The sequence below is a fragment of the Janthinobacterium sp. UMAB-60 genome, from assembly GCF_900095235.1.
GTDB lineage: Bacteria > Pseudomonadota > Gammaproteobacteria > Burkholderiales > Burkholderiaceae_D > Janthinobacterium.
On sequence record NZ_LT607484.1, the window covers coordinates 287676 to 313652 of the forward strand.

Below are 25977 nucleotides of genomic sequence, written 5' to 3' on the forward strand. Positions count from 1 at the left end.
GCGTTCAAAACAGGGCCGCCTCTTGCGCCGTGATGGCGGACGGTCCCGTCTCAATCGCCGAGAACACGATGCTCGTGCGGTCGCCGCTCGCCTCGCTGATGCTGATGTTTTTCACGAAGGCGCCGCCATCGAGGCGGATGCTGCCGATGGCCTTGGCCAGCGCCGGCTGGCGCGCCTTCAGCGCCACCTGCCAGGTGCCGCCATCGATGCTGCCGTCCACTTCAAACAGCGTATCGAGTTGCGCCAGGTCGCCGGCCAGCAGCGAAAACAGCACGCTGTTGATCATCTTGACCACCGGCTCCGTCTTCGCGTCGAGACGCATGGCCACGCGCTCGCCCTGGAAATGCACGATCTCGTCGCGCGTCAGGCGCAGGGTATTCGGAAACGGCTGCAAGGTGCGCCACAAGACGCCCTTGCCGGCCACCACGCAAAAGCGGCCATTCGACGCCAGCGCCTTCTTCATGCCGGCCAGCTGCTTGCTCTGGTCGAAACGGCCGCACAGCTGCTGCGGCTTGGCCAGCATGGCCTCGATCTTCGCCACCGGTGCGGCCGCGTGCAGCGGCGCCATCGCCATCAGGCACAGTCCCGCCAGCAGGATTTTGAATTGTTTTTTCATACGGCCTTCAATCCCAATTTTTCAAACAAGATGGGCGGCGAGGCAAAACACATCTCGCCGCTGGCGATATCGACAGCCACCTGCGTCGTGCTGGCGCGGTTCAGGCGCTTGCCCGTCGCGCTGTCGCTGACCAGGTACTCGATCTTCAAGCGGTCTTCCCACTCCACCAGGTCGGCGCGCAAGGTCAGGCGCTGGCCAAAGGTGGCTGGCGCCACATAGCGCAAGTGCATGTCGATCACGGGCCAGGCATAGCCGGACGCCTTCATGTCGACGTAGTTGTAGCCGATGCTGTCGAGCAGCGCGCAGCGCACCATTTCGAGGTATTTCACGTAGCGGCCGTGCCAGACGATCTCCATCGGATCCAGGTCGAAGAACTGCACCTGCATCTCCACTTCGGCGTGCCAGCGGCTGGGCGTGGCTCTCTTGCCGCGCACTTTATGCGTCTCAGTCATTCCCGGCTCCGTACAGTGGCCAGGCTTGTGCGCGCATGCGTTCGAGCAGCACGCGCAGTTCCGGGTCGAGCCGGCGGTCTTCCTCGACGGGCGCGATATCGGCGGCCAGCGCCGCCATCATCGCCGCCAGCGCCGCTTGCGGCGGCACGTCAGGACTGACCTTGCAACGCAGCCAGACGCCCTGGCGCACGGTAATGAGCAGGGCCGCGGCGACCTGCTCGCACAGTTCCAGCACGCGCAGGCAGTCGCGCGCGGCGATGGTGCCCATGCTGACCTTGTCCTGGTTGTGGCATTCGGTCGAGCGCGAAAACACCGAGGCGGGCATGGTCAGCTTCAGCGCTTCGGCGGTCCAGGCGGAGGCGCTGATCTGCAATGCCTTCAGGCCGTGGTTGATGGCCGCGCGCGGGCCGGTGGCGCCCGACAGGTTGGCCGGCAAGCCCTGGTTGTAGCGGCTGTCGACCAGCAAGGCCATCTGGCGGTCCAGCAAGTCGGCCAGGTTGGCCACCGTGTTCTTCATGCTGTCCATGGCGAAGGCGATATGGCCGCCGTAGAAATGCCCGCCATGCAGCACGCGCTCGCCTTCGGCGTCGATGATGGGATTGTCGTTGGCGCTATTGAGTTCATTCTCGATCGACGAACGCAGCCACGGCAAGGCGTCGGCCAGCACGCCGATCACGTGCGGCGCGCAGCGGATCGAATAGCGGTCTTGCAGCCGCTTGCCGTTGCGTTCCCAGGAATCGGTGGGCAAATCCTCGCGCAGCCAGGCCGCCACTTGCTGCATGCCGGGATGCGGTTTGACGGAAAACAGGGTTGCATCGAAGTGGTGCGCGTTGCCATCGAGCGCAAACGAAGCCATGGCCGTGATGCGCGTCGTCAGGCGCATCAGATACTCGGCGCGCTCATACGCCAGGCAGGCCAGCGCCGTCATGACGGCCGTGCCGTTCATGATCGCCAGGCCTTCCTTCGGACGCAGGCGCAGCGGCGTGATGCCCGCTTCGCGCAGCGCCTGTTCCGCCGGCACCTGTATCCCGTCGCGCCAGACTTCGCGTTCGCCGCACAGCACCGCCGCCAGGTAGGACAGCGGCGTCAGGTCGCCGCTGGCGCCGACCGAACCTTCCGACGGGATCAACGGCAGCAGGCCCGCATTGAGCAGGCGCGCGATCTGCGCCAGCAGTTCCACGCTGACGCCGGAAAAACCTTTGGCGAGCGACGCCAGGCGCGTGGCCATGATCGCGCGCGTCTGCGCCGGCGTGAAGAATTCGCCCAGGCCGCAGCCATGATAGGTGTACAGGTGGTGCGGCAGTTCGGCAACCAGTTCCGGCGGCACGGTCACGGTGCACGAATCGCCGTAGCCCGTGGTCACGCCATAGATGGTGCCGTCCTCGCGCAGCAGGCGGTCGAGGAAATCGGCGCCGCGCGCGATCGCCGCCAGAAAGACGGGATCGCTGGACAGTTCGGCGCTGGCCCGGCCATGCGCGATGTCGGTAATGTCTTCGATGCGCAGGCGTTCGCGGTCGAAGCGGACGGCGCGCCGGGTGTTTTTCAGGTCAGCGAGGTGCATCGGGAGTATCCAGTCTTGAAGTATCGGGGAGTTGCCAAAAATCGTAGAAGTTGAACCATTCGAGCGGCGCGCGCAGGCAGTGGTGCTGCAGGCGCGCCGCATAGGCGGCCGCCAGTTCGGCCAGCATCGGCTCGCGTGCCTTGCGCGGCAGGTGCAGCGACTGGCGGAACAGTTCGAAATGGATTTCGGAGCGCTGGCCGATGCGCATGGAAAACAGCAAATACACGGGGCATTGCAGCACGCTGGCCAGCACATACGGACCGACCGGAAAGGCGGCTGGCTGGCCCAGGAACGGCGCCACGGCCACGCGCGGCTGGGGAGAAACGGGAACGCGGTCGCCGGCGATCACCACGAACTCGCCTTGCGCCACCTTTTCCGCCAGCAGCATGGCCGTGGCAGGCGTGATTTCCGTCACCTGCATCAGATTGAGCTGGCTATCGGGATTGAGGCGCTCCAGCATGCGGTTGAACGCCTGCGCATGGCGCGTGTGCACGAGCACCGTCAGCTTCAGGCGCGCATTGCGCTGCGACAGCACGCGACACAAATCCAGGTTGCCCAGGTGGGCGCAGATCAGCAAGGCGCCGCGCCCCTCGTCCAGGCAGCGGTTGACGCCCTCTTCGCCGTCGACGCCGTGCAGGCTCACGCCGCGCGTGTCGTACAGCCCGCCCCATAGCAGCATTTTATCGAGGATGGTTTCGGCAAACGCGGCGAAGTGCCGCAGCACGCTCAGGTTTGCCGGACCGCCGCAGGCCGCGACGCGACGCAGGTAGCTGCGCGACACGCGGCGCGCGCGTGGCTTGGTCAGCACGTACCAGGCCAGCACCGGGTACAGCACGATGCGGAAAGGCCAGCGGCCGAAGACGCGGCAGATCCAGAACAGCAGGCGCATGCCGGCCACGAAGCTGACTTCATTGAAGCCGGACCAGTGTCCGCGCGGCTGGTGCGACGCCGCCGTCATCGCGCGCGCCAGTGGCGTGCCAGCAGGCGCGGTGCGCGCCACAGCATGCCGAAAAACAGGCGCGCATGCATGCGCGAAATGAGCACGTTGTCGCGCCACAGCTCGAAATGCGAGACGCCGTCGCTGGGATAACCCACGCGCGTGGGCAGATTCGCCATCGACAAGCCATCCCAGTACAGGCGCACCAGCACGTCCGTGTCGAAGTTCATGCGCTGTCCCAGCACGCCGCGCTGCGCCAGCGCCGTCAGCGGCGCCAGCGGATAGACGCGAAAGCCGCACATGGAATCGCGGATCTGCAGCGACAGGGTATTGATCCACACCCAGATGTGCGTCGCATAGCGGCCGTAGTAGCGCGCCTTCGGTACCGATTCATCGTACACGGGATAGCCGATCACCACGGCCGCCGGCGTGGCTTGCGCCTGCGCCAGGAAGCGCGGCACATCGTCCGTTTCATGCTGGCCGTCGGCGTCGATCTGCAACGCATGGCTGTAGCCGTGCGCATGCGCGTGGCGGCAGCCCGTCAGCACCGCCCCGCCCTTGCCCTGGTTGTGCGCATGGCGCAGCAGGGTCACGCGAGACGGGTGCGCGGCGGCCAGCGCATCGAGGGTGCGCGCGCCGGCGCCGGCGCTGCCGTCGTCGACGAGGATCAGCGGCACGCCATGCGGCAGCAGGCGCTGCACCACGGCGCCGATCGCGTGTTCATGGTTGAACACGGGGATCACGATGCAGGGGCGAAAATGCACTTCAGTCACTGCCGGCTCCGGCGCGGCCAAAGCGCAGCAGTGAATGACAATAGCCGATGCCGTCGCGCGTGGTCAGCAACTCCAGGCCGGCCTCCTGCGCCAGGCGGATATAGTCGGCGCTCTGGTAAATCTTGCTGTTACCGCTGGCCATGGCCGTGAAGTACGGCGAAGTGTTGATCAGGCAGTAGGCGGCGATATCGTATTGCTGGCGGTCCCAGAAGGTATCCATGATCAGCACCTGGCCATTCGGTCCCAGCGCCTGCGCCACGCGGCGCAGGATGCTGGCGATGGCCGGCTCGGAAAAGCAGCTGAGGAATTGGCTCATCCAGATCAGGTCCATGCCGGCCGGCAGCGGCGCAGCATCGTCGAGCAGGTCGCAGGCGTGCAAATGGGCCCGCTCGCGCACGCCCGCTTCGGTCAATGTGCGGTCGGCCACCGCCAGCTGGCGCTCCAGGTCGACCAGGTGCAGTTCCACGCCCGCACGGTAGGCCAGCGCCGCGCTGGCGAACTTGCCCGTATTGGCGCCGATATCCATGATGCGGCGCGGTGCCGTGGCGAAGACGTCCGGGAAAATCTCGGGGAACGAGGTGTCCGAATAATGGTGGTCGAAGGCGAACCAGCTGCCCTTGGCCGGTTCCGACAGCGCCGACAGACCCTGGTACAGGGTGGGCCAGTCGCCCAGCGCGGCCAGTCCCAATGGCTGCTCGGTGTCAAGCGAACGGTCCAGGTCAAACAAGCCCTGGTAGCAGACGTCATGCATGAAGTCCAGGTTGACCTGGGTGATACTGTCCGTCAGCATGCAAAAACCGACTTTATCGAGCACGTATGCGCCATCGCGCAGCGAGACGACACCGGCCGACAGGCAGGACTCCAGCGCCACCTTCAGCGCATATTCCGTCCAGCGGCCGCTGGCGGCCATGTCGGAAACCGTCAGGCCGCTGTGGCCCGTGTCGGCCAGCGCCTGCAGCATGCCGCGCTTCCAGGCATAGCGCACGCATTGAAAGACGACGGGACCGAAAGCGATTTTTTGCGCCTCGTAACGGGCGGCAAAGGCGGTCTGACGTTCGGGTGAGAATTTTTTATCTAACATGCGCTCGTTGCTGGAATGGGTGTATCGGCGCCGCTACCGGGAACGGCAGCGGCATTCGGGTGGAACAGGATGCGGCCGCTGGCATGCTGGCCGGCGTCCGACAGATAACGAAACTGCAGGCTGGCCTTGAGCGCGTCATACTCGAGCGCCAGCCGCACCGGCCGGTCCGGCAGCACCGGCTGCTGGAATTTCAGCGCATGCATGGCGCGGAACCGCGCGGGCAGCGCCAGGTGCTGGCGCGCAAAGTGCAGCGCCCACTCCACTTGCACCACGCCGGGCAGCAACGGCGCGCCCGTGAAATGGCCATCGAAATAGAACAGGTTCGCGGGTATGCGCAGCTCGAACAGCAGCCGCGGCGTTTCGCCTTCGGCCGAACGTTCGATCAGCTGCACCTGCGGCAGGCGGGGCGGCTTGTCCACCTGCGCCAGCAAGGCCAGCAGCAGCGCCTGCGTCGTCTTGCCCTGCGCATTGATGGGCAGTTGTTCCAGGTAGCGCCAGCGGCGCGGCAAGGCAACGGCGTCGACCTGGCCGCCCAGCGCCGTTTGCAGCTGGCGGTTCAGCGCCAGCTTGCCTTCGGCGTCGAGCAGCGCCCGGCCGGCAGCGCTGCAGACGATAAAGGCGGCCACTTTCTGACGTTCGCCAGCCGGCGCATCGCACAGCAGTACGCGCGCGTCCAGCACCAGCGGTGTGGCCAGCAATGCCGCTTCGATGGCATTGAGAGAAATACGTTTTTCTTCGATCTTCACGATGCGGTCACTGCGACCCAGCAACTGGAAGCGTCCTGGCGCCGTTTGCCGCGCGCGGTCGGCCAGGCATAGCCAGCCATCATCGGCCAGGTGCGCCGAACGCACTTCCAGCGCGCCGTCGTCCAGCAAGCGCCAGTCCACGCCAGGAAAGCCTTGCCAGCTCTCGTCGTCAGGACGCTCTGGAGCACGCTGGCGCCAGGCCACGCCGCCCGTCTCCGAGCTGCCATAGATTTCGCGCGGCACGCGGCCAAGCAGATTGCCCGCCGCCAGCGCACTGTCCAGGGCCAGCGGCCCACCCGATGAAAACACGGCGCGCAGATGCGCACGGGCGCCAGACCAGTCCAGGTGTTCCGGCAGGCGCTTCAGGTGCGCGGGACTGGCGGCCAGCACGCATGGACCGCGTGCCAGCAAGGCTGCCAGCTGCTCAGGATAGTCCACGCTGTGCGCATGCACGGCACGTCCCGCACACAATGGCCACAGGACCTTGAACAGCAAGCCGTAGATATGCTGGTGCGTGACGGTGGCGACGACGGCTGCGCCATCGGCGTGCTCGCCAAACAGCTGCTCCAGCGTGGCTACCTCGCTGGCCAGCTGCGAGATTTTTTTCGGCATGGCTTGCGCCGCGCCCGTGCTGCCGGAGGTATGCACCACCAGCGCCGGAAAATCGTCAGCGAGCACTGTCCATGCGCGCTCGGCCAGGCTGTCGGCAGGCAGGGGCAACGGCGCATGCGCGACCGGGAACTGCCCCAGGAAACCATCCACGGACGCAGCCAGCGAGGCGCAGCTGGCCGGCAGCGTATCGGCCGTCAGCCAGATGGTCTTGCCGACCTGCCAGGCGCCCAGCAAGGCGGCGCCAAACTCGACGCTGTCATCCAGGTACAAGGCAAAATGGCGGCCTGCCTGGCGCTCCAGCAAGCCGGCCCACGCCTCCATGCGCGCGGCAAAATGCGCGTGATCGAGCACGTCGCCATCGCGCCAGCCGACCGGCATGGCGGGCGTACGGCCTTGCATGGCCAGCGCAAGGCGGGCAAGGGAATCAATCGGAGAATGGGTTTCCGGCATGAGGACTTCAGGCATGATGCAAACGCTTAAAACGCAGGCGGACGAGATACTCGCCGCCAAATAACAGGGCCATCAGGATATACGCGATGACGCCCGTATACAGCGACCAGACGGCTTCGCTGGCCCACAGTGCCGTGCCCAGCGCGATGCCGCCATTGAAGATGAAAAAGCCGCACCAGACCTGCGTCACGCGGCGCGTATAGCGCACGGCCGAGGGGGGGAAATCCTTCTCGCGCAGACGCGCCATGCGTTCCACCACCGACGGCGGCACCCACAGGCTGTAGCTGAAGGTGGCCAGCAAGACGGCGTTGACGAGTACCGGATACAGTTTCAGCGGCAGCAGCAGGTTGCTCCACAGGGCGATGGCGACCAGCAGCAGCGCGGCGGCCACCGACCAGCGCGCGGCGCGCTGCAACTTCAGCGCCGGCAGGCGGCAGCCGACGGCCAGCAGCAGCAACAACGCCAGCCAGCGCGGCTCGACCTGTCCATGCGCGAACCAGATCGCCAGCGGATACAGTACTGTCAGCAGTAGCGCGACGGCATTGAGCAGCACGCTTTATGCCACCTGTTCCGACACCGACATCGCACGCAGCGCCTCGACCACGTCGTCGATCGTGCGGATGGTCTTGAACACTTCCGGCTGCAGGCGCTTGCCCGTCAGCTGCTTCAGCTTGACCGCCAGGTCGACCGCGTCGATGCTGTCGATATCGAGTTCGGCATACAGATTCGACTGCGGCGTCAGCGCCGCCGGATCAAGCTCGAACATTTCGGCCAGCAACTGCACTACCCATGCGTACAGTTCATCGCGGCTCATTGCGCTCATATCTACCATTTTGCTGCTCCTTACTTCTTTCTGTGAGTGTCAACCATGGCCGCCAGCGCCCGTACCGAGGCAAAGTGGCGGCGCGTATCGGCCGAATCGGCCGACAGGGAAATGCCGTATTTTTTTTGCAGGGCGACGCCCAGTTCCAGCGCATCGATCGAATCGAGTCCCAGGCCCTCGACAAACAGGGGCGCATCCGTATCGATATCGGCAGCGCTCATGTCTTCCAGTTGCAGCGCCTCGATGATCAGTTCCTTCACTTCTTGTTCAAGCATGTTGTTCCTGTTTCCCGCTAAAGTAATGTTGCAGATGAGTGGTCAAGGTACGCGCCGCCATGACGTCGCTGGCGCCACCGCCGGTAAACTCGTCGATCGCCAGGTCGTCCTGCACGGCGATCTCGAAATGCGCGCGGCGAGCCGGCACACGCCACCACGGCTCGCCCTTGCCCAGGGTTCTGGGCAGGCAACGTATCAGCACGGGCGTCACGTCGCAGCGGCCGCGCACGGCGATATTCGCCGCGCCCCGCTTCAGCACGACCTCGCCGCTGCATGGCGTGCGCGTGCCTTCCGGAAAAATGATCAGGTTATTGCCGCGTGCCAGCGATGCCAGGCAGGCGTCCACCAGTTCGGCGCCGCCCGTGTTGTTGATATAGCCGGCCGCGCGCACGGGACCGCCCGTAAACGGGTTATTCCACAAATCGGACTTGACGATGCAATCGGCCTGCTTGACATACGCCATCAGGAAAATCGTGTCGATCAGGGTCGGATGATTGGCCAGGATCAGCAAACCGCCCCGCTCCAGCTTATCCAGACCGCGCAAGTCATAGCGCAACACGCCGAGAAAACGCATCAGGCCGATATACAAGCGAAAACTCCAGCGGATGGTGGCGCGCGCGCAGGCAATGCGCGTCTCGCGCCGCCACACCAGCACCTGCAGCACGGGAAACACCAGCACGCGCAGCAGCAAGCCACCGAGGCCGAAGGCGACAAAACTGAGCGCGGTCGCGATGGTACGCCAGCCTATCGATAGGCCGGCGCGAACAGCCTCCAGCTTATGCATGGCGGCTCCAGCACCATGTCTGGCGGTTGGCCGCATGCTCGAACGTGCTGACCTCACCGAGCATGAATCGCAACACGGCCAGACTGCCCGGCATGGCGCCGGCGGCTGCCGCCAACGCATCATCGCTGCCGCGGGCGCGCCACGTCAGGCTGAACGCCGTGCCCGGGGAATCCTCGGCCTGCAGCAGCCAGGCAAACGCATGCGGCTGCTCATGACAGTCTTCAAAGGCCTCGAATGGCACTGGCAAGGGACACTCCGCCAACACCAGCAATACCTGCGCCGCGCCATCGGCCAGCAAGCCGCACGCTTCGATCACCGCGGCCTCGAGGCTGGCAGCACCGGCGGCGACGGCCAGCTGATTGGCCGTATCGGCGCGGGCGATGGAAAACAGGCCTGCGCTGGCATTGTGCACGGCCATGCCGAACGCCGTCGGCGACAAGGGTTCGCCCTGGGCCAGCGCCGACAACAGTTCGACGGCGCGCGCCACCTCGCCATGGCGAGAACAAAAGACGAGCGCAATATCGCGCTGTTCGCCGAGGCAGGCGTACGCCACTTCGAGCGCCATCTTGCCCAACTGACCGGCGCGGCGGCGCTGCATCGGCGCCATCGCACGCACGCCTGGCTCGCCAGCGGCAGCAATCGGCGCGACGGGCAAGGCGCTTTGCGCCCACGCCCGCCATTGCTGCGGCGTTTCCAGGCCTGGCGCCCAAGCGGCATGTCTGACAATTGAAAAACGGACACCATCGGTGCGCATATGCATTTTCCTGAGCTCAAAAAAAGGGCGAACTCACGTCAAAACTGCGCAAAAAGCCCCGCCGGCGTTCTTTTCAAATTATAAACGAAGGAAGTAAAAATAACTAAAATAAATGGCCGTGAGGCAACTTTTTAAATGCAAATACAAAACGTTTTTAAAAAGGATGTACCGCTTTAGTTACTATTTGTAACACCTTCATCCATTGTCTTCGATGGAAAGTCGGCATTCTCAGAAATAGTATTTTTTATCAATAATCAAAATAAGCTGCACATGCCGCCCATACGAGCGTTGTTTTTAGATAACACACGCAGCATGGCGCAGCGGCGCGGCAAACGCAGCCATCGGGTATGACTGGCCAGCAGGCGGCCGAGAAGGAAAGCCCAAAAAACGGGGACGCACATATTGCCCACCCGTGGCGGCCGCGAGGATTAATGGGGTGTGCAGCAAGGACAATACAGAGCGTTTGCTTTATGCCAGTTCCAGCCGGCCAATTCAACTGTGGCGGCCTTGCCTGGTCAGCGGAGAAAAGAATGGAGCGGTCAGCAATGCCAGCGGCATCAAGAAGCGGCACAGGGCAACGCCGACCAGGCGGCCAGCGCCGCGCAGCAAGAGCACTACACTGCGCGCCAGCGTGGCCACCTCGGCACCGTTAAAACACCCAGAGTTTATCGGCCGGCATGTGCAGCCAGTACTTGCCCGCTTCGAGCTTGTGGCGCGAATACGCGCGCAGGCTGATATTCTCGGCACCGCCGCGCTCGAACAGGCATTCCCAGCGGTCGCCCAGGTACATGCAGGTCAGCAGCGGCAGTTCGATGGCGTTGTCCACCTGCGTGGCGCTGATCTTCACCTCCTCGACGCGGATCATGGTCGTCACTTCCGTGCCCACGTTGGCGCCGCGCGCCACGCCCTGCATCGAGGCGCCGTCGACGAGCAGCCGCACCTGGTTGCCGTCGCGCTGCACCACCTTGCCGGGCAGGCGGTTGTTACTGCCCATGAATTCGGCCGTAAACAGGGTGTCGGGCGTTTCATACATGCTTTGCGGCGTGCCTTGCTGCTCGATCTTGCCGTTATTGAGCAGCAAAATGCGGTCGGAAATGGCCATCGCCTCACCCTGGTCATGCGTCACCATCAGGGCCGACAGGCCCAGACGCACGATCAGTTCGCGCAGGAAGGCGCGCGCTTCCTCGCGCAGCTTGGCATCGAGGTTCGACAGCGGTTCGTCGAGCAGGATCACGGGCGGGTTGTACACCAGCGCCCTGGCGATCGCCACGCGCTGCTGCTGGCCGCCGGACAGCTGATGCGGATAGCGTTCGCCCAAGTGCCCCAGGCCCAGCTGCGTCAGCACTTCCTTGATGCGCGCGGCGATCTCCGTGCTGCCCATCTTGCGCAACTTGAGGCCGTAGGCGACGTTGTCGAACACGGTCTTGTGCGGCCACAGCGCATACGACTGGAACACCAGACCCAGGTTGCGATGCTCGGCCGGCATCTCGAAGTGTTTCGCGCCATCGTAGACATTGCGCTCGCCGATCTGGATCGTGCCCGCCTTCGGGCTTTCCAGCCCGGCGACGGCGCGCAGCAAGGTGGTCTTGCCGCTGCCCGAAGGCCCCAGCAAGGCGACCACTTCGCCTTTTTGCAGGTGCATCGAGACACCTTTCAGGATCTGGTTGGCGGCAGCGCCGGTGCCGTAGTCCAGGTACAGCTCATTGACGGTCAGTTCATTCATGATGTGGTCTCAGTCTTTGTATTTAGTTATGCAGCTTGACGCCGAAGCGCAGCGCGATGCCCAGGCCGATGGCCACCAGGGTGATATTGATGAAGGACAGCGCCGCCACCAGGTCGGTCGAGCCGCCGGCCCACAGCGATACCAGCATGGCGCCGATCACTTCCGTGCCCGGCGAGAGCAGGTACACGCCCGTCGAATATTCGCGCTCGAAGATCAGGAACACCATCAGCCAGGCGCCCAGCAAGCCGTATTTGATCAGCGGCAGCGTGACGTCGCGCGTCACCTGGCCGCGGCTGGCGCCGACGGCGCGCGCCGCCTCTTCCAGTTCCGGTCCCACCTGCAGCAGCGCGGTGGAAATGAGGCGCATGCCGTAAGCCATCCACACCACCGAATACGCCAGCCACAGGGCGAAGATGGTCGAACGCACTTCGCGCAGCACGGGAATCACATGGCCGCTCAGCCACAGGGCCACGCCGTTGTCCATGCCTTTCAACATGCCATCCAGCCAGGCCGGCACGAACAGGAACACCCACAGGAAGGACAGGCCGGCCAGCAGACCCGGCACGGCGCGCGGCACCAGCACGCTGTAATCGAGCAGGCGCGTGATGCCGTCCTGCTTGCGGTGCATGGCCAGCGCGATGAAGCTGTAGCAACCCACGGCCAGCGCGCCGCCGACGACGCCGATCAGGATGGTGTTGACGATGCCGCGCACCAGCGATGGCTGGTCGAAAATATCGCGGAAATGCTGCAGGGTCAGCACGTCGGCCAGGTGCACGCCTTCGCCCCAGTACTGCACGAAGGAGCGCAGCACGATGCCCGTCAACGGCAGGATGATGGTAAAAATCAGCCAGCCCGCCAGCAAGGCAAAGGCCAGCCACTTCCAGCGGCCCAGCGGCATGGCCTTGCTGCGCGCGCCCTTGCCCTTGATCGACACATACTTGTTGGCGGACTTGAGCAGCCAGCGCTGTATCATCACCAGCGGCATGGTCACCATCACCAGGCAGACGGCGACGGCGGCCATCAGGTGGTACGACGGCGTGCCCAGTTTGTTCGTCAGCTTGTACAGATAGGTCGGCAGCACCAGATGGCCTTCCGGATCACCGAGCACCAGCACCAGGCCGAATACTTCGAAGCCGAGGAAGAACACCAGCACGCCCGCATACGCCAGCGCCGGCATGATCATCGGCAGCGATACATTCAGCATCACCTGGATCGGCGAGGCGCCCGCCACGCGGGCCGCTTCCTCGACATCGGAACCGAGGCTTTTCAGTGCCGACGAGGCATACAGGTAGACGTGCGGCACGTGCGTCAGGCCGGCGATGATGACGATGCTGGTGAAGGAATAGATATTCCAGGGCACGAAGCCGAGCAGTTCCTTGGCCCAGATCGAGTAAAAGCCCACAGGCCCCATCGAGACGACATAGCCAAAGCCCATCACCATCGGCGACACAAAAATGGGCACCAGCAGCACAGGGGCGACCCAGCCGCGTCCCGGCAAATCGGTGCGCACCATCAGGAAGGCCAGCATGCCGCCCAGCGGCACGGCGATGACGGTCAGGCCGAAGGCCAGCATCAGGCCATTCTTGAAGGCCATGGCGAAATCGGGATCATCGAAGATGAAACGGTAAGAGTCAAAGCCGAATTCGCGCACCGGCATGAAAAACGGCGCGTTCAAAAAGCTCTGGTAAAAAATCAGGAACAGCGGCAGGAAAATGGCGATCAGCGTGATCGTCACGACCACGCCGCGCGACCAGTTCAGGCGCGACAAGGGAGAGCGCGACCGTGCAGGCAGCGGCAAGATGGCAGTTTGCATGATGAATCCAATGAATGAAGGGTGCGGCATCCGTCCGCAGGCATACGCCTGCGGACGGCCAGGACGGCATTATTTTTTGCCGGCTGTCTCTTTCCACTGCTTCAAGAAGGCCATGCGCTTGGCAGGTCCCAGAAATTGCAGGATGATCGGGTGCACGGGAATCGGCTTGACGTTGGATGCGCCGATTTGCTTGATCAGGTCAGCCGACGTGGTTTCGCCCGTGACGTCGGCGCGGATGGCGAACAGCTTGGCGCCGTTGGCAATGATGGTCTGGCCGCGGTGCGACAAGATGTAATCGAGCCACAGCTTGCCGGCGTTGACGTTCTTCGCGTTCTTGTTGATGAACTGCACGCGCGACAAAATCAGGGTGTAATCCTTGGGCAGCACCACGCCGATCGACGGATCGGTCTTGGCGCGCACCAGGGCATAAGAGCCCAGCACGTTGTAGCCGATCAGGTTTTCACCCGACGAGATGCGCTCCATCATGGTGCCCGTCGACGATTGCACGCGTACCTTGGCGGCACCGAACGCGTTTTGCAGCGCCAGGAATTGCGGGTATTCCTTGGCATCCTGCGCCATGAACATGAAGCCCACGCCCGACTTTTCGATGTCGTAGGTGGTGACCTTGTCCTTGAATTTCGGCGTGGCGATCAGCTTGACGAAGTCGTCGTGATTCTTCGGCACTTCCTTCGGATCGAGCAGGCGCTTGTTGTAGACGATGGCGGCCGGCTCGAACGTGGTGCCGTAAGCCTGGTCATCCCACATGGCCCAGCCGGGAATCTTCGCCGCTTCGACGGATTTGTACTTGAGCGCATAGCCATCGGAGGCCAGGCGCATCTGCAAGTCCATCGCCGACGACCACATCACGTCGGCCGTGTTGCCGCCCGCCGCCACTTCGGAAATGAAGCGGTTGTACACTTCGGTGGAATTCATGTCGTTGTATTCGACCGAGATGCCCGGATACAGGGCGCTGAAATCCTTGATCAGCGGCGCGGCGGCCTTGCTGTCGGTGGCGCTGTAGATCACCACCTTGCCTTCCTTCTTGGCCGCGTCGATGATCTTCTGGTAGTCGGCCGGATAGCCGGCCGGTACTTGCGCGAAAGCGGCGCCGGCCAGGCTGGCAAACGCGGCGGCAATGGCGACTTGAAGCAGGGTCTTGTTTTGCATGGGGTTGTCTCCGTCTGTGAAATAGTTTTTTTAAATGGGATGCCGTTCAGCGCATTAATCCGAGTTCGGTGGCCTGCCGCGCATACTCGTCGACCGCCTTCCTGACATACGCGGTCAGCTTCGGCCCCGTCAGGGCAAATGGATACAGGCCGGCCTGGGCGCGCCATTCGGCGAACTGCGGCGTGGCCATCGCACGCTCAAAGGTGGCCACCCAGCGCTGGTAGTCCGCCTCGGGCACCTGCGGCCCCATCCACACGCCGCGGATGATGGGCCAGACCACGTCGACGCCCTGCTCGCGCGCCGTCGGCACGCCGGCCAGCACGCCGGGCAGGCGTTTTTCCGACAGCACCGCCAGCACGCGCGCATGGTTGGCGCTGGCGTTCAGGGTGGCCTCCGACGTGTCGCCCGAGACCACCTGCACATAATCGGCCTGCATCGCCGTAAACACTTCGCCGCCGCCTTCGAGGGCGACGAAACGCAGCACTTTCGGGTCGATGCCGGCATGCCGCGCCACCAGCGCCATCTTCAGCCAGTCCTGGCTGCCGATGGTGCCGGAGACGCCGATCAGCACCTTGTCAGGATGCTGGCGCAATGCCGCGATCAGGTCGCCCAGCGTCTTGTAGGGCGAATCGCTGCGCACGGCGATCATGCCGTAGTCGGCGCCCAGCGCCGCCACCCAGCGCACGTCGCCCGCCTTGGCATTGCCGAACTTGCCCTGCGCCAGATTGAGCAGCGAGCCGCCCGAAAAGGCCACCAGGGTGTTCGCTTCCGCGCGGCGGCGCTGCGAGCCCATCGAATGCCAGGCCACCGCGCCGATACCGCCCGGCAGGTAGCTGATGCGCATGGGACCTGCCGCTGCTGCCGCGCCCTCCTGCGCCAGGCCTTTTTTCGCCAGCTTGCACGTCAGATCCATGGCGCCGCCCGGCTTGGACGGCACCACGCATTCGACCGGCGCTGGCGTAGCCACCTGTGCCCCGGCAAAAACGGGCAGCAGGCATGGCAGCAACAGGAACAGGGAGCGCGGCATGGTCATGGCTTAGAAGCGGTGCTGCATGCCGGCGATCACGCCACGCTGCGTGTTGCCGAAACCGGCATCGTCGCGCGACAGGCTGACCAGCTGGTTGTTCTTGGCCTTGGCATAGGCGCCAGCCACGTACAGGTCGGTGCGCTTGGACAGCGCATAGCGCACGCGCGCCACGTACATGATCGGATCGGCATCCGTATTGGCGGCCACGTTCTTCACGTCCTGGTAGTAGATGACGCCCGTCAGCGTGACTTGCGGCGTGGTCAGGTAGCTGACGCCACCCCAGTACAGGGTACCGCGCAGGTCAGGCTTGCCGGAGGCGGCCGGATCGAGCTTGTAGTCGCGCGCCACGGCCTGCAACTTCCATGGGCCTTCGTTGTACATCGCGCCCAGGTGATAGGAGGTGGTCTTGTCGCGCGCGCCGCCGACAATTGAATTGCCGTTGACACGCTCATAGGTGGCCAGCAGGCTGACCGGACCGGCCGTGTAGGTCACGCCGGAAGAAAACTTGGCGCTGTCCTGGGCGCCCGTGGCTTGCTCGCCGAAACCATAAGAGGCGCCGAACTTGAAGTCGCCCGCCGTGCCCGAGTACTTGACCAGGTTGTCGAAACCGGTCGTCATGCCGTACTGACCTTGCACAGCCTTGCCGGCCGCCGTCGCCCACGAATAGAAAGGCGCGTAGCCCATCGGATCGAACGGCAGCACGAAGTCGTACACGGTGGTGAACGAGCGGCCCAGCACGAGTCGGCCGTAGCTGCCTTCCAGGCCCACATAGGCCTGGCGCTTGAACAGCACGCCACCATCGATGGCGCCCGTATCCATCAGGATGCCGCCTTCGAGGTTGAAAACAGCTTTCAGGCCGCCGCCCAGGTCTTCATTGCCGCGGATGCCCCAGCGCGAGGTATTCATGCCGCCGGAGCTGACGCGGCTGACCGAACCTTTCGATGCCGAAGCGTTGCTGGTGTTGTCGAAGCCGACGTCGAGCAAGCCATACACGGTGACATTCGACTGTGCCTGGGCAGCGCCGGCTGCGGCGGCGAGAACGGCCATGGCGGCCAGCGAGAATGCGGTTTTTTTCATAGTGGGTCTCCCTTAGATATAGTTATTAGTGATATGCCTGATCCATTTCATGAATCAGGATCACACTATATGAGCGCGATCCTTTCAATTGGCTTTCAGCATGACAGGTGTCGCCGGCCAGCCACAAGGGGCGCAAACATATTCATCGCCGCCCCTGCCGCCAGGCTTACACTGCATCATTTCAACGAATGGCGGAGACCATGCGCATATTATTAGTGGAAGACCATCTGGAGCTGTCGCACTGGCTGGCAAAGGCCCTGCGCGACGCGCACCTGACGGTGGAGACCGCCCACAACGGCGCCGATGCCGACGCCCTGCTGCACACGCAGGAATATTCACTGGTGCTGCTCGACCTGACCCTGCCGAAGATGGACGGCCTGGACGTGCTGCGCCGCCTGCGCGCGCGCGGCGGCACGCGGGGCAAGACTCCCGTCATGATACTCACGGCGCGCGGCGGCCTCGATGACAAGGTACAGGGCCTGAACCTGGGCGCCGACGATTACATGGCCAAGCCGTTCGAGCTGGCCGAACTGGAAGCGCGCGTAAAAGCGCTGCTGCGCCGCAGCCAGGGCAACGAGGCGCTGGTGCACACCTGCGGCGCGCTCAGTTTCGACACCGTCACGCGCATGTTCAGCTACGCCGGTGCCCCTTTTCCCCTGACGCCGCGCGAACACGCGGTGCTCGAGGCGCTGATCACGCGCTCCGGGCGCGCCGTGTCGAAGGAAAAGCTGTTCGACGAAGTCTTCGCGCTGGCCGACGACGTCAACCTGGATGCCATCGAACTGTACATCCACAGGGTACGTAAAAAACTTGAAAACGGCGTGGAAGCCGGTTCGCCCGATGGCGCCGCCATCACCACCTTGCGCGGCATCGGCTACCTGCTGCAGCCGCGCAGCGCCATGGCGCCGGCCACGCTAAAATGAAGGCGCACGCCCCACGCCGGCCCCTGTTCGAACGCCTGCGCGGGCGCTGGGCGCAGGGCCGGCCGCTGGGCAGCCTGCGCAGCCAGCTGCTGCGCTGGCTGCTCATCCCGCTGGTGATGCTGGTGTTGCTCGACGCTTTTTTTGTTTACCGCAATGCGCTCGACGCGGCCGACATGGCCTACGACCGCTCGTTGCTGGCGTCGACGCGGGCGCTGGCCGAGCGCGTCTCCATCGTCGGCGGCAAGGTCGTGGCCGAAGTGCCCTACGTGGCGCTCGACAGCTTCGAGACCGACACCCTGGGCCGCATCTATTACAAGGTCACGGGCATCAACGGCGAACTGGTCTCGGGCTATGGCGACTTGCCGCCCGTGCCGAAAAACGTGCCCCGCTCGCAGAACTACCCGGCCCTGGTGCGCTTCTACCACGCCGACTACCACGGCAAGCCGATCCGCATCGCCGCCCTGCTGCAACCCGTGTATGACGACTCGATGCGCGGCATTGCCCTGATCCAGGTGGCTGAAACGCTCGATGCGCGGCGCGGCCTGTCGAACCAGATCCTGTTCGATACCCTGAGCTGGCAGGCGGCGATGATACTGGTGATGGGCGCGCTCGTATGGTTTGCCGTGCGCCTGGTGCTGCGGCCGCTGATGCGCTTGAAAACGGAAGTCGAGACGCGCACCCTGTCCGACCTGTCCGATGTCGATCCCGCGCTGGTGCACAAGGAAATGCGCCCGCTGGTCAGCGCCATGAACGGCTCCATGTCGCGCCTGCAGCAACTGATCGCCAGCCAGCGCCGTTTCATCGCCGATGCCTCGCACCAGCTGCGCACGCCGTTGACGGTGCTGAAAACCCAGGCCGAACTGGCCATGCGCGAATGCGACCGCCAGGCCGGCACGCCATCCGACATGGCCGCCCTGCGCGACATCGTGCGCTCGATCGCCGCCACCACCGATTCGACCGTGCTGCTGGCCAACCGCCTGCTGACCCTGGCGCGCATCGAGCATGGCAGCGACAGCCTGGCCATGCATACCGTCCCGCTGCGCGACGTGGCGCAGCAGGTAGGGCTGGAAATGGCCATGGCCGCCGTCGGCAAGAATATCGATTTATCGCTGGAAGCGCCCGACGACGCGCCTGTGCATGGTCAGGCCGTGCTGCTGCACGAACTGCTGGCCAACCTGGTCGACAATGCCTTGCGCTACACGCCGCAGGGCGGCAGCGTGATCCTGCGCGTGCGCGCTGCACAAGCGGGGCACGGCGCGGTACTGGAAGTGGAGGACAGCGGCGCCGGCATCCCGCCCGCCGAACGCGAACGGGTATTTACGCCGTTCTACCGGGTCGGCACGGCACTCGAGAGCAACCCGGGCGGCGCCGGGCTGGGCCTGGCCATCGTGCGCGACATCGCCGCCCTGCATGGCGCCAGCCTGGAACTGGCCACGGCGGCGAATGGGCATGGATTGAAAGTCGGCGTGTATTTCGCCGCAGCGCCAGTCGATGCTAAGATCGCGCCCTGAGATTTTAATGAAGGCCCACTGCCATGATGACCAAAGAAGACGTAACCGAACTGTTTGCCAATATCGCCGAAAACGCGCCGTGGGACTTGTCCCAGCCGCTGCTGTGGGGCTATTACTTCACCAACCCCACTTCCGAGTCGCTGGAGCAGGCCGCCACCTTGCTGGCGCTGCAGGGCTACCGCCCGGTGGAACTGTACCAGCCCGAACTGGACGATCCGGCCGCCGCACCCGTGTGGGTGCTGCACGTGGAAAAAGCGGAAGTGCACAGCGTCGACAGCCTGCATGCGCGCAATGGCGAACTGATGGCGTTTGCCCAGGAAAACCAGCTGGCCAGCTATGACGGCATGGATGTGGGTCCCGTCGGTACCGCAGCGTAGGTCGGATTAGGCGCAAAGCGCCGTAATCCGACACCACATCACAAATAAAAAAACGGCGCCCGCGGGCGCCGTTTTGCGTGGATCGCTGAAAACGCTCAGCTGAGGTTTTCCAGCCGGATCTTGGTGACCGTGCCCACCACGCTATTGAGCGCTTCCATCTTTTCGATGGCGGCCGTGACGTTCTTTTCCTGCGTCTGGTGCGTCAGCATGATGATGTCCGTATGCGTCTCGCCCTCGGCCGGCTCTTTTTGCAGCATGGCGTCGATCGAGATGCTCCGTTCGGCCAGGATGCGCGTCAGGTCGGCCAGCACGCCCGGCTGGTCGGCCACGTGCATGCGCAGGTAGTAGCTGGTGGTGATTTCCGACATCGGCAGGATGTCGATGTTGGTCATCGCGTTCGGCTGGAACGCCAGGTGCGGCACGCGGTGTTCCGGATCGGCCGTGGCCAGGCGCGTGATGTCGACCAGGTCGGCGATCACCGACGAGGCGGTCGGCTCGGCGCCCGCGCCGCGGCCCGAGTACAGGCTGGCGCCGACGGCGTCGCCGTGCACCAGCACCGCATTCATGGCGCCTTCCACATTGGCGATCAGGCGCTTGGCCGGGATCAGGGTCGGATGCACGCGCAGCTCGATGCCTTCCACGCCATTGACGGTAGCGCGCTTGGTGATGCCCAGCAGCTTGATGCGGTAGCCCAGCTGCTCGGCGTAGCGGATGTCGACGGCGTTAAGGTTGCTGATGCCTTCCACGTAGGCCTTGTCGAACTGCACCGGGATGCCGAAGGCGATGGCCGACATGATGGTGGCCTTGTGCGCGGCATCGACGCCTTCGATGTCGAAGGTGGGATCGGCTTCCGCGTAACCGAGTTCCTGCGCCTGTTTCAGCACGGTGGCGAAATCGAGGCCCTTGTCGCGCATTTCGGACAGGATGAAATTGGTGGTGCCGTTGATGATGCCGGCGATCCATTCGATGCGGTTGGCCGTCAAGCCTTCGCGCAGCGCCTTGATGATGGGGATGCCGCCCGCGACGGCCGCTTCGAAGGCCACCATCACGCCCTTGTCCTGGGCGGCGGCGAAGATTTCATTGCCATGCACGGCCAGCAAGGCCTTGTTGGCCGTCACCACGTGCTTGCCGTTGGCGATGGCCTGCAGCACCAGGGTTTTCGACAGGTCGTAGCCGCCGATCAGTTCGACGACGATGTCGATCTCGGGATCGTTGACGATCAGGGACGGGTCATTGACGACCTTGCAGGCACCGGCGACCAGCGCTTCGGCGCGCGCCACGTCGCGCACGGCGACGGCGACGACTTCAATGCCGCGGCCCGCGCGGCGCTTGATTTCTTCCTGGTTGCGTTTCAGGACACTGAACGTGCCGTAACCGACATTGCCCAGGCCCAGCAGGCCGATCTTGATGGATTTCATAGTTGTGCTTGACTGCTCATAAGTGGCGCCCCCCTTGGGCGGCGCCAGGTTGATCGGTATGGTTGATCGAGATTGCTGCTGGCCGGTTCAGCCCCGGCCGTGACGCTTGCGGTAACCCTCGAGGAAGCGCGCGATGCGCCCCATGGCCTCGGTCAGGTCATCGGAATTGGGCAGGAAGACGACGCGGAAATGGTCGGGCGCGATCCAGTTGAAACCCGTGCCCTGCACGATCAGGACCTTGGCCTCGGCCAGTAATTCATAGGCAAACTGCTGGTCGTCGGCGATCGGGTAGACCTCCGGGTCCAGACGCGGGAACATGTACAGCGCGGCCTTCGGCTTGACACAGGTGACGCCCGGAATATCGGTCAGCAGCTTGTGCGCCAGGTCGCGCTGTTTCAACAGGCGCCCGCCGGGCCCCACCAGGTCTTGTATGCTCTGGTAGCCGCCAAGCGCCGTCTGGATGGCAAACTGCCCCGGCGCGTTGGCGCATAGCCGCATCGAGGCCAGCATGTTGAGGCCCTCGATGTAATCTTTTGCGTGGCGCTTTTCGCCCGAGACCACCATCCAGCCGGAACGGTAGCCGCAGGAGCGGTAATTCTTCGACAGGCCGTTCATGGTGATGAACAACACGTCGTCGGCCAGCGAGGCGATCGACACGTGCTCGGCTTCGTCGTACAGCACCTTGTCGTAGATCTCGTCGGCGAAAATGATCAATTGGTGCTGGCGCGCCAGGTCGACGATCTGCTGCAGCACGGAAACCGGGTACAGCGCGCCGGTGGGATTGTTCGGGTTGATGACGACGATGGCTTTCGTTTGCGGCGTGATCTTGCGGCGCATGTCCTCGATATCGGGATACCATTCGTTCTGTTCGTCGCACACATAATGCACGGGATTGCCGCCCGACAGGCTGACGGCGGCCGTCCACAGCGGATAGTCGGGCGCCGGCACCAGCACTTCGTCGCCACTGTTGAGCAGGGCGTTCATCGACATGACGATCAGTTCGGAAGCGCCATTGCCCAGGTAAATGTCATCGATGGTCACGCCGGCGATATTCTTGCCCTGCGTGTAATGCATGACGGCCTTGCGCGGCGCGAACATGCCTTTCGAATCCGTATAGCCGGCCGCATTTTGCAGATTGAGCATCATGTCGCGCACGATCTCATCGGGCGGATCGAAGCCGAATACGGCCAGATTGCCGATATTGAGCTTGGTGATCTTGTGGCCCTCTTCTTCCATTTGCCTGGATTTTTCCAGGACCGGGCCGCGGATGTCATAGCAGACGTCCGCCAATTTATTCGATTTCTGAATCGGTCGCAAAATAAATCCCTGTCGTGATGCGGCGCGGCCGACCTACGCTTGCAGCATGAAAGCCGCGCCAGAACTGTGAACCCGTGAGACTGCAATGCGAAAACAACCATTCTCGCCGAAAGCAGGCCATTTTATCAAATTAAACATGGTAAATTGCAGCATTTCTCGCCGTTTATGCCACGCTGCCCGGCACGCGCGTGCTTTTCCCGGCGGACGCTCTTCATCTTCTCTTAATCTTTGCCTACTACTATGGCAAACGCCGCCGGCCACTGTTGCGCCAAAAATTTGCCCATAAATTGCAAATTGGAAAGGATGTTGCTTTTTAGTCGCTCTTTTCTGTCATTTATGGCATGCTTACGCCCTTGGCCGCAGCGCGCATCCGCACAGCGCGCGCACCGATCAACCGACACGAACAGCCCCGACATCGCCATGAAACTGCATGCCAGCAGCACCCAACAATACCAAACCGTCACAGGCTACGATGAAAATGGCGTGGAGATCAATGCCCAGCCGTACAACTACAGCCTGATCGTCATGCCGGAAACGCCGCCACGCGCGTGGGAGGTGGACAGTTTCGAACAGCTGAGCGAGGCGCATTTCGCGCAAATCCTGGCCGACGCGCCCGACGTGGTCATCCTCGGCACGGGCGAGCGCCAGCGTTTCGTGCATCCGCAGCTGACGGCCGCGCTGACCATGCGCCGCATCGGCGTCGAGTGCATGGATAGCCAGGCAGCCTGCCGCACCTACAACATCCTGATGGGCGAAGGCCGCAAAGTCACCCTGGCCCTGATCCTGGCTCCCGGCGCAGGCAGCGCCACATGAAAATCAATGTCAACGAACTGCACTCGTCGCGGCTGCTGATGTGGTCCCTGCTGGGCATCTTCATCGTCGTCACCCTGTATGCGCTGGGCGTGCGCACCCTGGTGCCGCCCGACGAGGGCCGCTACGCCGAGATGGCGCGCGAAATGTTCGTCACCGGCGACTGGGTCACCACGCGCCTGAACGGCATCAAGTATTTTGAAAAGCCGCCCCTGCAAACGTGGATGAATGCACTCAGCTTCGCCGCCTTCGGCCTGGGCGAATGGCAGGCGCGCCTATGGACGGGCGTATGCGGCATCATCGGCGTGTGCATGACGGCCTATGCAGGCAAGAAAGTCTTTGGTCCGCGCGTGGGCTTGTATGCCGGCCTGGTGCTGGCATCGAGCCTGTTCTGGCTCGCTTCCGGCCAGATCAATTCGCTGGACATGAGCCTGTCGGGCATGATGACCATCGTGCTGACCAGCCTGCTGGTGGCCCAGCGCGACGAGGCCTCCCCCGCCGAGCGGCGCAACTGGATGCTGCTGTGCTGGGCAGGCATGGCGCTGGCCGTGCTGGCCAAGGGGCTGATCGGCATCGTGCTGCCGGGCGCCGTGCTGGTGCTGTATTCGCTGTGCGCGCGCGACTGGCGCATCTGGACCCGCTTGCATCTGATCAAGGGCTTGCTGGTGTTTTTCGCCATCGCCACGCCATGGTTCGTGCTGGTGGCCCTGCGCAATCCGGAGCAACCGCATTTCTTCTTCATCCACGAGCACTTCCAGCGTTTCCTGATGAAGGGTCACAAGCGCGAAGGCGCCTGGTACTACTTCCTGGTCCTGCTCATTCCCGGCATCCTGCCATGGATAGGCGTGCTGCCGCAAAGCCTGGCTGCCGCCTTCAAGCGCCAGGAAGGCACCTTCCAGCCCCGTTTGATGCTGCTGATCTGGGTCCTGTTCATCACTTTCTTCTTCAGCTACTCGACCTCGAAGCTGCCCGGCTACATCGTGCCCATCTTCCCCGCTCTGGCGCTGCTGATTGCGCTATTCCTGGAGTCGGCCTCGCGCCGCCAGCGCCTGTTCGCCGCCGGCCTGCTGTGCGTGCTGGGCGTCGCCATCCTGATCGGTGCGCCGATCGGCTTCAATCACGCCAGCGAACGCGATCCGGCAGAGCTGGCGGCGCTGAAAGGCTACCAGCCATGGCTGATGGCGACCGGCTTCTTCGTCCTGGCCGGCGGTGCCCTGGCCTTGCTGCATGCGCGCCAGCTGCGCCGCGACATGACCGTGCTGACGATCGCCGGCGCCGGCTTCCTGGCCACGCACTGCATCCTGGCCGGCTCCGAACTGTATGGCCAGAACCGCGCGGGTACCGACATGCTGCCGCAGATCCAGGCTGAACTGACGGCCGATACCAAGCTCTATTCGGTCGGCATTTATGAACAGTCGCTGACCTATTATCTGCAGCGGCCCGTGATCCTCGTCGATTACTGGGATGAGTTCACGTTTGGCCTGAAACAGCAGCCCGAACTGTCCATTCCGACCATCGAGCCTTTCATCACGCAGTGGACGAACGATGCCAACGCCGGCGTGCACGACATGGCCATTATCAGCCTGTACCGTTACAAGGAATTGCAACAACGTGGCGTGCCCATGCGTGTCATTGCCGAAGATGCGCGCCGCATTGTCGTTGCCAATAAATAAATGCTTAACGGGGGCGAGGCGGCATGCATCGCACCCCGGCTGGCCCCGCCCCCCGCATCAGCAGGATTTTTCACCGCTGAACCGGCGATGCCGATATCCTGACAGAATACAGAACCAAGAACCACGCCCATGACCTCTACCCTGCCCTTTTTGCCTTTTTCCAAACCCACCATCGATGAAGCGACCATCGCCGCCGTCGGCGAGGTGCTGCGCTCGGGCTGGATCACCAGCGGCCCGAAAGTACAAGCCTTCGAAGCCCAGCTGTCCGAATATTTCGGCGGACGCCCCGTGCGTACCTTCAATTCGGGTACCTGCACCATGGAAATCGCGCTGCGCATCGCCGGCATAGGCCCCGGCGACGAAGTCATCACGACGCCCGTGTCGTGGGTGGCGACGGCCAACGTCATCATCGAAGTGGGCGCCACGCCCGTGTTTGCCGATATCGACCCGGTCACCCGGAATATCGACCTCGACAAGCTGGAAGCGGCCATCACGCCCCGCACGAAAGCGATCATCCCCGTTTATCTGTCCGGCTTGCCTGTCGACATGGACCGCCTGTACGCGATTGCTGAAAAGTACAATTTAAGAGTCGTGGAAGACGCGGCGCAAGCGTTCGGCTCGACCTGGAAGGGCAAGCGCATCGGGTCCTTTGGCGACTTCGTCTCGTTCAGCTTCCAGGCCAACAAGAACATCACCACGGGCGAAGGCGGCTGCCTCGTCCTCAACAACCTGGAAGAAGCGAAGCTGGCCGAGAAATACCGGCTGCAGGGCGTGACGCGCAGCGGCGTCGACGGCATCGATGTCGATGTGCTGGGCGGAAAATACAACATGAGCGACATCATGGCTGCCATCGGCCTGGGCCAGTTCGCCAATATCGACGCCATCACGGCCCACCGCCGCGCGCTGGCACGCCATTACTTTGAGCAATTCGGCAGCGATTTTGAAGCGCAGAGCGGCGCCCAGTTGCCCGTGCAAGACTTTGAAAACAGCAACTGGCATTTGTTCCAGATCATCCTGCCCGACAATGGCCCCGGCACGCGCGCCGCGTTCATGCAGCAAATGGCGCAGCAAAACGTGGGAACGGGCTATCATTACGCACCGATCCACTTGTTTACCATGTACCGTGAACGCGGCTTTACCGAGGGCATGTTCCCCGTCTCGGAAAAGATCGGCCGCCTGACCGTGACCTTGCCGATGTTCTACGCCATGACGACACAGGACGTGGAACGCGCCGTCGCCACCGTCAAATCCATTCTCATCAAGTGAGCAGCGCGCCG

Annotated in this window: 25 protein-coding genes; 6 read left to right on the forward strand and 19 right to left on the reverse strand. The window is 63.5% G+C overall.

Annotated elements, in window-relative coordinates:
- Positions 1–4: 4 nt before the first annotated feature.
- From K0F86_RS07200 to K0F86_RS07280, 17 genes are all read right to left on the reverse strand, one after another.
- Positions 5–616 carry an outer membrane lipoprotein carrier protein LolA gene (locus K0F86_RS07200; protein ID WP_099762893.1) on the reverse strand — a complete coding sequence of 204 codons (612 nt, stop codon included), beginning with the start codon at positions 614–616 and terminating at the stop codon, positions 5–7.
- Positions 613–1068 carry a thioesterase family protein gene (locus K0F86_RS07205; RefSeq protein WP_257572024.1) on the reverse strand — a complete coding sequence of 152 codons (456 nt, stop codon included), beginning with the start codon at positions 1066–1068 and terminating at the stop codon, positions 613–615. The genes K0F86_RS07200 and K0F86_RS07205 overlap by 4 nt, the downstream gene beginning before the upstream one ends.
- Positions 1061–2629 (reverse strand): histidine ammonia-lyase, encoded by a 1569-nt coding sequence (gene hutH, locus K0F86_RS07210; RefSeq protein WP_219133778.1) that lies wholly within the window; start codon positions 2627–2629, stop codon positions 1061–1063. The genes K0F86_RS07205 and hutH overlap by 8 nt, the downstream gene beginning before the upstream one ends.
- Positions 2616–3587, reverse strand: coding sequence for an acyltransferase (locus tag K0F86_RS07215; protein ID WP_219133912.1), 972 nt, complete (start codon positions 3585–3587; stop codon positions 2616–2618). The genes hutH and K0F86_RS07215 overlap by 14 nt, the downstream gene beginning before the upstream one ends.
- Positions 3584–4339, reverse strand: a complete 756-nt coding sequence (locus tag K0F86_RS07220) for a glycosyltransferase family 2 protein (protein WP_257572025.1) — start codon at positions 4337–4339, stop codon at positions 3584–3586. Before K0F86_RS07220 ends, K0F86_RS07215 begins: the two co-directional genes overlap by 4 nt.
- Positions 4332–5420, reverse strand: coding sequence for a class I SAM-dependent methyltransferase (locus K0F86_RS07225; RefSeq protein ID WP_219133779.1), 1089 nt, complete (start codon positions 5418–5420; stop codon positions 4332–4334). The genes K0F86_RS07220 and K0F86_RS07225 overlap by 8 nt, the downstream gene beginning before the upstream one ends.
- Positions 5414–7243 carry an AMP-binding protein gene (locus tag K0F86_RS07230; protein WP_257572026.1) on the reverse strand — a complete coding sequence of 610 codons (1830 nt, stop codon included), beginning with the start codon at positions 7241–7243 and terminating at the stop codon, positions 5414–5416. Before K0F86_RS07230 ends, K0F86_RS07225 begins: the two co-directional genes overlap by 7 nt.
- Complete coding sequence (locus tag K0F86_RS07235; protein WP_219133780.1) at positions 7236–7781, reverse strand: hypothetical protein; 546 nt, start codon at positions 7779–7781, stop codon at positions 7236–7238. The genes K0F86_RS07230 and K0F86_RS07235 overlap by 8 nt, the downstream gene beginning before the upstream one ends.
- Positions 7782–7784: 3 nt before the next feature.
- The gene (locus tag K0F86_RS07240) at positions 7785–8042 is read right to left on the reverse strand and encodes an acyl carrier protein (RefSeq protein ID WP_219133781.1); all 258 of its coding nucleotides are present in this window, start codon (positions 8040–8042) and stop codon (positions 7785–7787) included.
- A 29-nt stretch (positions 8043–8071) separates the two neighbouring features.
- A complete protein-coding gene (locus K0F86_RS07245) occupies positions 8072–8326 on the reverse strand; it encodes a phosphopantetheine-binding protein (RefSeq protein ID WP_071322591.1) in 255 nt (84 codons plus the stop codon).
- Positions 8319–9110 carry a 1-acyl-sn-glycerol-3-phosphate acyltransferase gene (locus K0F86_RS07250; RefSeq protein ID WP_219133782.1) on the reverse strand — a complete coding sequence of 264 codons (792 nt, stop codon included), beginning with the start codon at positions 9108–9110 and terminating at the stop codon, positions 8319–8321. Before K0F86_RS07250 ends, K0F86_RS07245 begins: the two co-directional genes overlap by 8 nt.
- Positions 9103–9864 (reverse strand): beta-ketoacyl synthase chain length factor, encoded by a 762-nt coding sequence (locus K0F86_RS07255; protein ID WP_219133783.1) that lies wholly within the window; start codon positions 9862–9864, stop codon positions 9103–9105. The genes K0F86_RS07250 and K0F86_RS07255 overlap by 8 nt, the downstream gene beginning before the upstream one ends.
- A 649-nt stretch (positions 9865–10513) precedes the next feature.
- Complete coding sequence (locus K0F86_RS07260; protein WP_219133784.1) at positions 10514–11587, reverse strand: ABC transporter ATP-binding protein; 1074 nt, start codon at positions 11585–11587, stop codon at positions 10514–10516.
- A gap of 22 nt (positions 11588–11609) precedes the next feature.
- A complete protein-coding gene (locus K0F86_RS07265) occupies positions 11610–13400 on the reverse strand; it encodes an iron ABC transporter permease (RefSeq protein WP_219133785.1) in 1791 nt (596 codons plus the stop codon).
- Between the two features lie 69 nt (positions 13401–13469).
- Positions 13470–14567, reverse strand: coding sequence for an ABC transporter substrate-binding protein (locus K0F86_RS07270; protein ID WP_219133786.1), 1098 nt, complete (start codon positions 14565–14567; stop codon positions 13470–13472).
- 46 nt (positions 14568–14613) lie between these two features.
- A complete protein-coding gene (locus tag K0F86_RS07275; RefSeq protein ID WP_219133787.1) occupies positions 14614–15594 on the reverse strand; it encodes a tripartite tricarboxylate transporter substrate binding protein in 981 nt (326 codons plus the stop codon).
- A 9-nt stretch (positions 15595–15603) separates the two neighbouring features.
- Entirely contained in the window at positions 15604–16671 is a 1068-nt protein-coding gene (locus K0F86_RS07280; RefSeq protein ID WP_219133788.1) for a porin, read from the reverse strand.
- Between the two features lie 200 nt (positions 16672–16871).
- Here K0F86_RS07280 and K0F86_RS07285 point away from each other — a divergent pair, with 200 nt between their 5' ends.
- The 3 genes from K0F86_RS07285 to K0F86_RS07295 are packed head-to-tail and all read left to right on the forward strand — an operon-like array spanning position 16872 to position 19482.
- Positions 16872–17594 (forward strand): response regulator, encoded by a 723-nt coding sequence (locus K0F86_RS07285; protein WP_219133789.1) that lies wholly within the window; start codon positions 16872–16874, stop codon positions 17592–17594.
- On the forward strand, positions 17591–19105 hold the full coding sequence (locus tag K0F86_RS07290; protein WP_257572027.1) for a sensor histidine kinase: 1515 nt from the start codon (positions 17591–17593) through the stop codon (positions 19103–19105). The genes K0F86_RS07285 and K0F86_RS07290 overlap by 4 nt, the downstream gene beginning before the upstream one ends.
- A gap of 23 nt (positions 19106–19128) precedes the next feature.
- Complete coding sequence (locus tag K0F86_RS07295; protein WP_219133790.1) at positions 19129–19482, forward strand: ribonuclease E inhibitor RraB; 354 nt, start codon at positions 19129–19131, stop codon at positions 19480–19482.
- 95 nt (positions 19483–19577) lie between these two features.
- Here K0F86_RS07295 and K0F86_RS07300 read toward each other — a convergent pair whose 3' ends face one another.
- The gene (locus K0F86_RS07300) at positions 19578–20900 is read right to left on the reverse strand and encodes a homoserine dehydrogenase (RefSeq protein WP_219133791.1); all 1323 of its coding nucleotides are present in this window, start codon (positions 20898–20900) and stop codon (positions 19578–19580) included.
- 87 nt (positions 20901–20987) lie between these two features.
- Complete coding sequence (locus K0F86_RS07305) at positions 20988–22217, reverse strand: pyridoxal phosphate-dependent aminotransferase (protein WP_219133792.1); 1230 nt, start codon at positions 22215–22217, stop codon at positions 20988–20990.
- A 420-nt stretch (positions 22218–22637) separates the two neighbouring features.
- On the opposite strand from K0F86_RS07305, the gene K0F86_RS07310 reads away from it, so the two are divergent.
- The 3 genes from K0F86_RS07310 to K0F86_RS07320 all read left to right on the forward strand — a co-directional run bounded on the left by K0F86_RS07310 (position 22638) and on the right by K0F86_RS07320 (position 25966).
- A complete protein-coding gene (locus K0F86_RS07310; RefSeq protein WP_219133793.1) occupies positions 22638–23030 on the forward strand; it encodes an Mth938-like domain-containing protein in 393 nt (130 codons plus the stop codon).
- Positions 23027–24700, forward strand: a complete 1674-nt coding sequence (locus tag K0F86_RS07315) for a glycosyltransferase family 39 protein (protein WP_219133794.1) — start codon at positions 23027–23029, stop codon at positions 24698–24700. Before K0F86_RS07310 ends, K0F86_RS07315 begins: the two co-directional genes overlap by 4 nt.
- A gap of 129 nt (positions 24701–24829) precedes the next feature.
- Complete coding sequence (locus K0F86_RS07320) at positions 24830–25966, forward strand: DegT/DnrJ/EryC1/StrS aminotransferase family protein (protein WP_219133795.1); 1137 nt, start codon at positions 24830–24832, stop codon at positions 25964–25966.
- The last annotated feature ends 11 nt before the right edge of the window (positions 25967–25977 follow it).